Source organism: Microcoleus sp. PH2017_08_TRC_O_A (genome assembly GCF_020738665.1).
Taxonomy (GTDB): domain Bacteria; phylum Cyanobacteriota; class Cyanobacteriia; order Cyanobacteriales; family Microcoleaceae; genus Microcoleus.
In genome coordinates, this window is the sequence record NZ_JAEQCE010000006.1 from 76,691 (window position 1) to 87,684 (window position 10,994).

5 protein-coding genes are annotated in these 10,994 nt (G+C 43.4%); 2 read left to right on the forward strand and 3 right to left on the reverse strand.

What is annotated here, in order from left to right; all coding sequences use genetic code 11:
- Positions 1 to 31: 31 nt before the first annotated feature.
- Together JGK22_RS03515 and JGK22_RS03520 are read right to left on the reverse strand one after the other, a co-directional pair.
- The gene (locus JGK22_RS03515) at positions 32 to 5,518 is read right to left on the reverse strand and encodes an AAA family ATPase (protein WP_293312340.1); all 5,487 of its coding nucleotides are present in this window, start codon (positions 5,516 to 5,518) and stop codon (positions 32 to 34) included.
- 531 nt (positions 5,519 to 6,049) lie between these two features.
- Entirely contained in the window at positions 6,050 to 8,137 is a 2,088-nt protein-coding gene (locus JGK22_RS03520) for a SpoIIE family protein phosphatase (RefSeq protein WP_293185932.1), read from the reverse strand.
- 429 nt (positions 8,138 to 8,566) lie between these two features.
- Here JGK22_RS03520 and JGK22_RS03525 point away from each other — a divergent pair, with 429 nt between their 5' ends.
- Both JGK22_RS03525 and JGK22_RS03530 read left to right on the forward strand, forming a co-directional pair.
- Positions 8,567 to 8,926 (forward strand): VOC family protein, encoded by a 360-nt coding sequence (locus JGK22_RS03525; RefSeq protein WP_293185933.1) that lies wholly within the window; start codon positions 8,567 to 8,569, stop codon positions 8,924 to 8,926.
- Between the two features lie 3 nt (positions 8,927 to 8,929).
- Positions 8,930 to 10,210, forward strand: a complete 1,281-nt coding sequence (locus tag JGK22_RS03530; protein ID WP_293198706.1) for a recombinase family protein — start codon at positions 8,930 to 8,932, stop codon at positions 10,208 to 10,210.
- Positions 10,211 to 10,444: 234 nt separating this feature from the next.
- Here JGK22_RS03530 and JGK22_RS03535 read toward each other — a convergent pair.
- A partial coding sequence (locus JGK22_RS03535) for a calcium-binding protein (protein WP_293312342.1) occupies positions 10,445 to 10,994 on the reverse strand: 550 nt, incomplete at its 5' end.

The following is a 10,994-nucleotide window of genomic DNA, read 5'->3' on the forward strand; positions in this document are numbered from 1 at the left end:
CGATGTTATAAACCTGGTTGATGACCGTCAATCATAAATTATGCACAAGATTTCCCTGTTGCTTCAATACTAGCAAAGTAATGTCATCAAATACCTTTTGCGCTCCAATGAATTTTCGCAAATCATCGATCGCAGATTGCTTGATTTGTTCGGCGCTCAAATGCCAGTTTTGAGAAACCACAGCACAGAGTCTTTCCAGGCCGTAGAATTGTTTGTGGATATTTCTAGCTTCGGGGATGCCATCAGTGTAAAGCACGACACCATCCCCCGGCTCTAAGTCTACTAAAAGATGACCGATCCAATCTGAAATATCCTCATCTAAGCCTATGGGAAATCCTAAATCCATCATGTCAATGCGTTCAATCTTACCGCCTTTTCGGACTACGAGAGTTTCCTCATGTTGACCGCTAATACTAATTTGGCTGTCTTCGTAATTGAGGAGAGCTAGCGTGAGGTTTTTGTCCGAGTTCATCCGCTGAATATTTTTATAAATAGTGCGGTTCAGGGTATCTAAAAAGCGCACAGGGTCAAGTTCTTTAACTTCCTGGAGAGTGCGAACAGCCGTTTGAGTCATCACCATCAAAATACCACTTTCTAGTCCGTGTCCGGTGACATCACCAATGCAGAGCGTTACCACCCCATCATTAAAAAGTACGTCGTAGTAATCGCCACCAACTTCATCGGCTGCTTCCATAAATCCTGCAATATCTAACTCTGCAATTGCTGCTAATTCCGCTGGCTTTGGTAGAATTAACTGCTGCATTTGTTTGATGATATCGAGTTCTGCACTCATCCGAACATTTTCGTTTTTGAGGCGCTGGTTGAGGGCAGAAATTGCTTGATTAGCTTGAGCAAGTTCGGCAGTACGTTCTTCTACTTTATCTTCTAGAGTTTGATAGAGCAGAGCATTTTCAATGGAGATAGCAGCTTGGGAAGATAGGATTTTTAATACTTCTAATCTGTCAGCAGTAAATGCACCTGTGGCGAGACTGTTTTCTAAGTACAGAATGCCGATCGCTTGACCTTTGTTGACAATGGGAGTACACAATACAGATTTAGGTTGGTGCTGAATAATGTAGGGATCTGCTGCAAAGATATTTTCTACAGCAATATCGTTTATTACCAAGGTTTCTCTGGTACGCCAGACGTAGTTAATGGCTGTGATGGGAAGATCTTGGCTTTGAGAAACTGGAATATTTGGCAAATAAGACTGTTTGTCTAAACATTTAGCAACAATCAATAATTTACTATCCCTTTCTAAGATCAGAGAGCCTTTGGATGCACCTGCATTTTCGATCAGTATTCGGATTAAGGTTGATAGCAGTTCCTCGACATTGATTTCTCCCGATATGGCTTGAGAAGCTTTAATTACTGTTTCTAGGTCGAGGAAATTGGAAACATTTTGGCTGCTGGAAGTAATCTCTGCCACAATTGTTTCAGCAATTGTCTCTCCTGTATAAAAAGTGTTGTCTTGTTGGAGAATGGGGCCGAGCAATTGGGAATATTTTTGTTGTAAATCATGGACTTTGGCCTGGGAACCCCAGCGAGCATAAGCGTAGTAAGCGTCTGTTAGATAGACGCGGGCAATTTTATCTTTGCCTAATTCCAGGTAGAATTTAGCTGTAAGTTCGCTGAAGAGTGCTTCTTCTTGAAGGTATTGGTTTTGTTTGGCGGTAGCAATGGCGCGATCGTACAAATCGATGGCTTCGAGCCTGTCTCCCAATATTCGTGCTATTTCTGCTGCTACTAAGTCGTACTTGTGTTGGTAATTCATCGGTGCGTGGAATGCCCAGGTTTGCATTTTTTCCTGATTGGCTCTCACTTGGGTCAAATATTGCGATCGCGCGATCGGCTCAGCATCGGGATACAGCGCCAGCAGGGCTAGGGAATGGTAAAAGTTGTGCTGCGGTACCATCATCAGCGAACCGACACCAACGACATATTGCTCTGCTAGCTGGGCATTTTCTACGGCACTTTCGCGATCGCCAAACAAATAGTTGACAACCAATTTAGCAAAATAAACTCCAAAGAGGGAAGAAACATTATTGGCTGCTAGCAAAACAGGCAGCAGTTCATCTTCATTAAAACTATCGCCAACTAACCGACATTTGTCCTCAGCTAATCCTTGTAAATTTAATGTTAGCTGTCGCCATATCTGGGTATAATAAGTCTGATATTCTTGCTTGGAATTGAGCATTAATTCAAGATATTGGTCGTATTTTAGATCTACAGATGTTAAATCTTCACCGCTAAAGAAGCTGTAGATGCAAAGATACATAGCAGAATAGCAAGCATACTCGATATCGCCGCTTTCTAAACCGCTGTGGACTGCTGACATCAAAGACGGTATTGTCGCTCGACTAGGTTCTTTCCAATGTCTCACGCAAGCATTGTAGACCATTATAACTTTAGATTCAAATTCTGTGGAGGGAAATTTATCTAATACTTGCAAAGATAGTTGACCGTATTGATAGCCTAATTCAATGTCTCCGATTGTTTGACAGATTAAGCTGCAACAAGCATAGGCATAACTAGCAGGTGGAGAGTTTCCGTATTTGCTGCAAATATGTGCCATTGTAAAGACAACGGCTGGGTAAAGTTCTGGACTAGCTAGATAAGCGGCAGATGCGATCGCACATAAAACCCTCAAAGCAGCAATTTTATAACGATCGTTGATTTCTGCCAGATTAGCTAAAGCGGGTATCTGCACCACCGCCGGCAGTTGTGTTTCCAAAGCAACACCCAGCATTCCCAGAACTTGCAATCCAGTATCCACTGCCGATTTCATCTGATTTTGGGCAATATAAGACTGAATTTGCGCTTCGTAAACTCGGAATTGATCGAGGAGATTGTGCGATCGAGATAGAACTATTTGGGCCAGTTGGTGCGATAAATCGAAATTGGTATTCAAATATTCGGCTGCAACCGCTTCTACATAAAGATCGAGCGTCAAGTCGTATAAATTCGTCCAGCTATCATCTGGTAGCAGATTTCTGCCGGTAGTTAAGTAATCAACAGCAGCAGCATAAGCTGTGGAATTTTTAGCTTTGCGCCCAGCAATTAAATTCAAGGAAGCTAGTTGATGTCTTTCGGTGCGATCGCAAATTAAGTCCACTCCCATGTTCAAGTGGTTGACAATATCAAATATCCGATCTTCCGTAGGGGCGGTGGATGGTGCGTGCCCGCCCTTGTGCAGCAGCAATCTGCCAATTTTTAGGTGAGTTGACTGCTTTGCGTCGTCTGGAATCAAAGAATAGGCCGCTTGTTGAACGCGATCGTGCAAAAATTTGTAACTTGGCAATTGACGATCGGCAACAGGCAATTGTGCAGACTCCCGATCGTCTCCAAAAAATTTGTAAACTTCACTTTGCGGTAAAATTAGACCTTCTTGCAATGCTTTCCACAAGTAGGCTGCGGTGTCTATTTGAGAATTTTCGCAGACTAGCGCTAAAGTTTCTAAATCAAATTGGCAGCCAATACAAGCAGCTAATTTTAAAACATCTTGAGTAGCGATCGGCAATTTCTGCAAGTTATTCGCAACAAACTCGACTACATCATCGCTGACTGCCAATTCTCTGATTTTAGTAAGATCGCACTGCCAACCACCCCTATCTCCCCCTGGCAATCGGGATGCAAAATCGAAATAGATTAACTTATCTTCGTGGAGTTTCTTGAGGAATTGATTGCTAAAAAAAGGATTTCCATTAGTTTTTTTGAAAATGATTTCTGTCAAGGAAAGAGCTCTGTCGATCGCACAACTTAAAGCATCAGCAACCAGACGATTCAAGTCAAATATTGAAAGTGGCGCGAGAGTAATTTGATTAATTATAGTGCCCGAGCGAGCGCTCCCCTGTTTTTGTAGAGAAGATGAACCCCCACCTAGCTTGCGAATCTCTGATAAAGTCAGCATTAATGGATGAACCTTGGACACTTCATTATCTCGATAGGCGCCAATTAGCAACAAATGTTGACCTTCTGATTCGCCCACCAACAATTGCATTAATTTCAGAGATCCTGAATCTGCCCATTGCAAATCATCTAAGAAAATGACTAAGGGGTGATTTTTGGTAGCAAAGACACGAAGGAACTTTTGAAATAATAGATTGAAGCGATTTAGTGCAGAATTTGGTTCTAGTTCCGGTACAACAGGTTGCTTGCCAATCAGCAGTTCTAATTCTGGGATAACATCAATAATTACCTGAGCATTATCCCCTAAAGCTGACAAAATTTGGGCTTGCCACTGCTGAACGCGAGCAGCACTTTCTGTCAGCAATTGTCGCATAAAACTTTGCAGAGCTTGTACCCATGCCGAAAAGGGAATATCGCGCTTGAATTGGTCAAATTTTCCTTTGATAAAGTATCCCCGCTGCTGAACAATGGGCTTGTGAACTTCGTTAATCACAGCGGTTTTGCCAATCCCAGAAAAACCCGTTACCAGCATGATTTCGGTAGTAGCTGTACCGGGGATTTTATGCGGTTCTCGGCTGTTAGAAGAGGAAACCTCCAAATCGGATGCTGGGGGATTTTCCTGGAGACAGGCAACGCGCCCGAAGGCTGCTAACAGGCTCGAAACTTCGCTTTCTCTGCCATAAAGTTTTTCTGGAATCACAAAGCATTCGGAAATGTCTCTGCTGCCTAATTCAAACAGTTGAATAGTGCCACAATCTGAGTATTCTTTTAAGCATTTTTCTAAATCGTGTTTGATACCAAAAGCTGTTTGATAGCGTGCTTCCGCTGTTTTAGCCATCAGTTTTAGCACGATGTCATTCAATACTTGGGGGATGGCAGGATTTAGGGCGATCGGGGGAATTGGATGGCGAGCAATGTGACAGTGAACCAACTCAATCTGCTCCTTAGATTGGAATGGCAATTGTCCGGTCAACAGTTCGTAAAAAGTTACTCCTAGCGAGTAAAAATCGGTGCGGTAGTCAATCCCACGATTCATTCTGCCAGTTTGTTCGGGAGACATATAAGCTAATGTCCCTTCCAAGATATTGGGGTTTTTGATTTCTTGATTTTCCTTAGGCAAAAACGATGAGATGCTAAAATCTATAAGTTTGATTTCTTTGGTTGTAGGGTTGATTATAATATTCTGTGGTTTGATATCCTTGTGAATAATGCCGCTGCGATATATTATTTCTAATGTCGAGCAAATTTGAATGGCTATTTGCAAAAAGATGGCTAGGCGATTGGTGAATTTACCCTGGACTCCAAAAGCATCGTTGGTGATGTATTCAGCCAGAGAAATACCGCCAAAGTCCTCCATTACTAAAGCAAAACCGTTACGATATGTTTCCAGACTTAAATGTTTGACTATACCGGAATTATCAATATTTTTGGCAATGGTGTACTGATTGCGAAACTGCACCAGTTCGGTGAAAGTCGGATACTCAGACTTGAGCAATTTGATGACGACTGGTCGATTGTCTGATTCCGAAACACCTCGATAAACCAAGGTTCGGGTGCCGGAGTAGAGTTGTTCGCTCATGCGGTAGCCTGGAATTGATATTTGAAGCATAGTTGCTAAATCCTAGTCAGCTTTTGGTTTAAGAGTCCTGGACGCACTCTGACCTTCATAACCGGGTTTTTTACCTAATCTGCTGGCTACAACCTCTGTATTGTAGTAAAAAAAACCCGGTTTCTGGCTGCCTGCGCGTAAGTTATGTTTAAGCACTATCAAACTTGTTTGTGTTCATTATTTATTAGTTTACTACTGCTCCCAAGATTTCGGGAAGATTTGACAAAAAATAATGATATGTCGAGGGCTAACCATCGCACGTCTCATGAATTTTGTTAAAAATCTTTGAAGTGCTTGCTTCCGGGAAGCGGGAGCCTGTTCCAGTCACATCTGGGATATCCAGCTTCCTGTTGGTTGAATTCCCTACAAATTTATTAGTGCATCGCTATTTGTTTTGTCGGAAAGGATACAATAATAGCGATCGAGTATGTTGGGCTTGAACGATGAAACATAAATGGCGATCGGGACTATTTGGTGTCATTTTCAGATTGCCAACATTGTATCCAGAACACTCTATGGGATAGACAGGACTTAATCCTTTTTTTTAAGAACCACCAAGGTAATGTCATCAAAAACCTTTTGTTCTCCAATAAATCCCCGCAAATCTTCAATGGCTGATTGCTTAATTTGTTCGGCGCTTTTATGCCAATTAATCGAAACCACTTCACAGAGTCTTTCAATTCCGTAGAATTTTTTGTTGATATTTCTGGCTTCGGGAATGCCATCGGTATATAGCACCACCCCGTCCCCCGGTTCTAACTCTACTACAACCTGGTCAATCAACTCTGAAATGTTTTCGTCTAAACCAATCGGGAATCCCAAATCCATTGTATCTATCCGCTCGATTTGACCGCTTTTTCTAACGACAATAGTTTCCTCATGCTGGCCACTGATGCAGATTTTGCCATTGGCATAATTGAGGATAGCAAGCGTCAAATTCTTATCTGAATTCATGCGCTGAATATTTAGATAAATAGTGCGATTGAGAATATCTAAAAAGCGCACCGGATTTAATTCGGGCATTTCGTGAAGAGTGCGGACAACCGCTTGAGTCATCACCATCAAAATACCGCTTTCTAAGCCATGTCCGGTGACATCGCCGATGCCAATAGTCACCACACCTTCAGTCTGGAGAATATCGTAATAATCGCCACCTACTTCATCGGCTGGTTCCATGAATCCGGCAATATCTAAGTCTTCAATTGCCTCCATTTCTTGGTGTTTAGGCAAAATCAACTGCTGCATTTGTTTGAGGATGTATAGTTCGGCACTCATCCGCATATTTTCGGCTTTTAGTCGGTGATTGAGCGTCACAATTTCGGCGTTAGCTGTGGCGAGTTCAGTGGTGCGTTCTGTAACTTTATCTTCTAGAGTTTCAAAGGATTCTTTGAGTTGTCCTGCCATGCTGTTAAAGGAGTTGGCAAGTTTTTTTAGTTCCATGAGGGAGCTAGTTTTTACCTGTCTGTCGAGAGCGCCGTTAGCCATGTCTTCCGAAGCTTGGGTGATGGCTTCAATGGGGCTAGCAATCCAGCGGGCTGTGAAAATTCCAATTGCCGTTGCCACAGTAAATGCGATCGCACACAATAGAATTGTGGTGCGGGTATTGGCATTAATTTTATCCATGAAATCAGATTCTGGAACCACCGTTACGATCGGCCAGTCCAACCCAAACTTGTCTTTCCACGGAGCAACGAGGACAAAGTAATTTTCACCTTTAATTTTAATATTAATTTTTTGGCTCTTTTTAATATTTTTAAAGCTACCGAACCGTTCTTGCAACGCTTTAGTAGCAGCTTGGATCGCAGGATCGGAGATGTTGAGAGCGCTAAAGCGTTTGACTTGATTATTTACCTTGATAAAAGAGGGTTGTGGGCCAGAATTTCCAATCAATTGTCCGTCTCGTTCCATGATGAAAATTCGCCCGGATTTGCTAAAGTTTAAGTTGTGCAGAAATGTAGTAATATTGGATAGTTGTAAATCGACCCCGATCACTCCGATTAGCTTGCCCTTGGCATACATGGGACGCATTGCCCCTACAGCAATAAAGTTAAGCTCATCTAGCGAATAAACAGAAGTCCAGATAGGTTTCCCGGCTTGAGCTGCCTGAGTGTACCATTCTAATTTCACGGTATCGTAAGGAGCAACCTGTGTTACCTTAATTCGATTGCCCTGGCGGTCGGTTAAATGGGCGTTAATTTTCCAGTTTGTCCTTGCTGAAACTTCGGCAATGCTGATGCCTTCTCCCGGTCTTACTGGCCCAGCACCAATGAAGCGTCCATCTGAAAGTCCATAGGAAATGAAGCCAAGATTATCGAATGCTTGCACCTGTTTCCAAAAATAAAGTCCCGCAATATCTAAGTTATTTATGTCGAGCAATCTGGTTTCGATCGCATCGATATTGATTTGATTAATTTGATGGGGAGTTAAGAGATAGTCATCTAAGTGCCGATAAGTGCGATCGCTCACCTGAGTCATTAACTGGTTAGCCAAATGCGTTACCGCTTGTTGTCCGTTGCGGAAGGAAAGATAACCGACTAAGCCAACTGCTGCAACGATTTGCAGGACAAAGGGAACTACGAGGGCGGTGCGGAGGCGAAATTGCCAAAGAGTTGAGGCCATATGGCTTTTCTCAGATAGATGAGGTACAGGTTCAGATTTGAGATTTTAGCATCTCACTTTTGAAGAGGGCGAAGCATGACCGCATATAAATTATTAGTTATAATCTCATATTGACTGCGGTCATGCTTCGCCCCTACGGATATATTCGCTTGCATTGAGATGCACCCTTCCATTTTTTGCTTTGAGATTGGGGAATTGAGGAATTGTTAATTAACTGCCGAGAGTACCTCAGCTCAATAGAAATGCTACAATAGATAGGTATCTTCAACGGACGGAATTACGTTTTAAAAGCTCTAGCTACAGTTTATGAATTTTTGTGACGGTATTAAGGGGGACTAATAATGTTATCCTATCAAAAATTCTACCAACATCAACAAATCAGCGTTCATCAGCGGTTAAAATAAAAACAAAAATAAATACCAAACAAAAATGCAAATTAATCAAGCCCTCCACAGCGCCCTGCTCGTTTCCAACCTCGAAAAATCCCAACACTTTTACAGCAATGTATTAGGACTGCAAAAAATCGATCGCGAATTAAAATTTTCCGGAATCTGGTATCAAATCGGTAACTTCCAGATACACCTAATTCTAGCGGCAACAATTATACCAGATGCCGTAGACCATGAGAAATTGGGGCGCAATCGACATCTAGCGTTTGCTGTGGCTAACTTAGAGGCAGCCAAAGAGCAATTAATCGCTCACAATTGCCCCGTACAAATGAGCGCGTCAGGTCGATCGGCATTATTTACCCAAGATCCAGACGGGAATATCATTGAACTCAGCGAGTAACAGATGAAAATCATCGCCTACTCTTACACCGAACCGCTGCTAGAAGCCGCACCAGCAGCCGAAATTTGGGGCCAAGAGGTCGATCGCACCTACCAAGACTTAGGAGGGCGCCAGCAACTCCAGCAACTGCTAAAAGACTGCCAAACAGAACCAGTCAAATACCTGCTAATTCAGCGTTTTGAAGAACTCGGCGACACAGTACAGCAAGTGTGCGCCCACCTCGAACAACTAGAAAACCTCGGCATCCAACTAATTGTCACAGACGAAAAACAAACAGAAAATAGAGTTAATTTGCTCAAACTCCTCGCCGAACTCCAGCGCAGCCAACACAGCCGCAGCATTCGCAAAGGACACGCCCGCAACCGCATCAAATCCCTTCCCCCACCCGGAAAAGCCCCCTACGGCTATCGGCGCGGCAAAGACAAATATGCGATCGACAAAACCGCCTCCCCCGCCGTCAAAGACTTTTTTGAACACTTTCTCATCTACGGTTCCCTGCGCGGTTCCGTGCGCCATTTAGCAAAGAAATACAACAAAAAAATCTCCGTCAGCACAGGCCGCCGCTGGCTGACAAATCCCGCCTACCGAGGCGATTTAGAATATCAAAACGGCCAAGTAATTTCTAACACCCACATCCCGATTATTTCCAGAGAAGAAGCCGCCCAAGTAGACAGATTGCTGCGGCGTAACAGTCGCCTTGCTCCCCGCAGCGCCAGCGCCCCGCGTTCCCTCGCAGGTTTAGCAATTTGCGCCGAGTGCAAATCGTCCATGACAGTTGCGAAAGTCACAGCCTACCGCAAAGACAAAGAATACCTTTATTTGCGACCGATTAACTGTTCCCAACAGCCTAAATGCAGCGGCATTTCCTACGAAGAAGTGTTGCAATTAACCATAGCAGGGATTTGTCGCGATTTGCCCGATGCGATCGCCCAGTTGCAAATGCCGGACATCCAAGGAATCAAAGCCGGAATTGCCGGGGCGATCGCATCTAAACAAAAAATTATAGAACAACTTCCCGCCCTGATCGAAAGCGGCATTTTGGACGCAGAAACGGCAGATTTGCGATCGTATAAAATCCGCACAGAAGTTGCAGAACTGCAAAGTAAATTAGCGAAAATGCCCCCCGTAAATTTGCGAGAAACTGCTCAAACTGTTTCTCTTCCCCAATTTTGGCTGGATTTGTCGGAATCGGAACGCAGGTTTTATTTTCGAGAGTTTATCGATCGCATTGAAATAGTCCGGGAAAATTCAGAAGTGGATCTGCAAATTATTTTTATTTTTTAATATTGAAAAATTGACAATTAACAATTCATATCATTGTCGATAGAATGAGTTTGTAGTGAGGACTTTAGTCCTGGCAATCGAAGGAATAAAGTAGTAGTAGGGTGCGTCAGGCACGGATGGCGGACTACCTGAAAATTAGGCTAATCGCTGACGCACCCTACAATATCTTAGACTATTAACTGTCAACTGTCAGGGGTTTTAACTGTCGATCGCACTGCTGCACAAAAGAGGTAACTACAGAGTGATAAAATCGGTAGCGGTGAGAGCATTCGCAGCAACACCGTTAAGCTTCGCTAACAACTGATTGCTACCTGTGACGCTAATCAAGGCTTGATTGTTGCTAGATGTAATGCTGAGTTGATTGAAACTCAAACCGGGAGCCAACCCAATTAAATCCTCGCCCTTGCGGAAATCAGTAATGATGTCACTACCCAAACTTTGATTTAGTAGAAATACATCATTTCCCGAACCGCCAGTCAAAGTATCATCTCCTATATCCCCGGAAAGGAAATCGGAACCAGCACCGCCAGCGAGGAGATCGTTACCCTTACCGCCGAAAAGCGTATCGTTACCAGCATCGCCGCAGAGAAGATCGTTTTCATCGTTACCAACCAGCAAGTCGTTGCCAATACCGCCATCGAGACTGTCGTTTTCTTTGCCGGCATAAACCGTGTCATTTCCTGCCCCACCAAACAGCAAGTCTGTACCTTCATTACCAAACACAAGATCGTTGCCGTTGCCAGCATTAATTGTGTCATTTCCTAAGTTGCCTAACAGGTTGTCG

Excerpts from the sequence above, each read along its gene's own strand:
- JGK22_RS03515 (WP_293312340.1), bottom strand. The coding sequence starts at position 5,518 with ATGCTTCAAATATCAATTCCAGGCTACCGCATGAGCGAACAACTCTAC.
- JGK22_RS03520 (WP_293185932.1), bottom strand. The coding sequence starts at position 8,137 with ATGGCCTCAACTCTTTGGCAATTTCGCCTCCGCACCGCCCTCGTAGTT.
- JGK22_RS03525 (WP_293185933.1), top strand. The coding sequence starts at position 8,567 with ATGCAAATTAATCAAGCCCTCCACAGCGCCCTGCTCGTTTCCAACCTC.
- JGK22_RS03530 (WP_293198706.1), top strand. The coding sequence starts at position 8,930 with ATGAAAATCATCGCCTACTCTTACACCGAACCGCTGCTAGAAGCCGCA.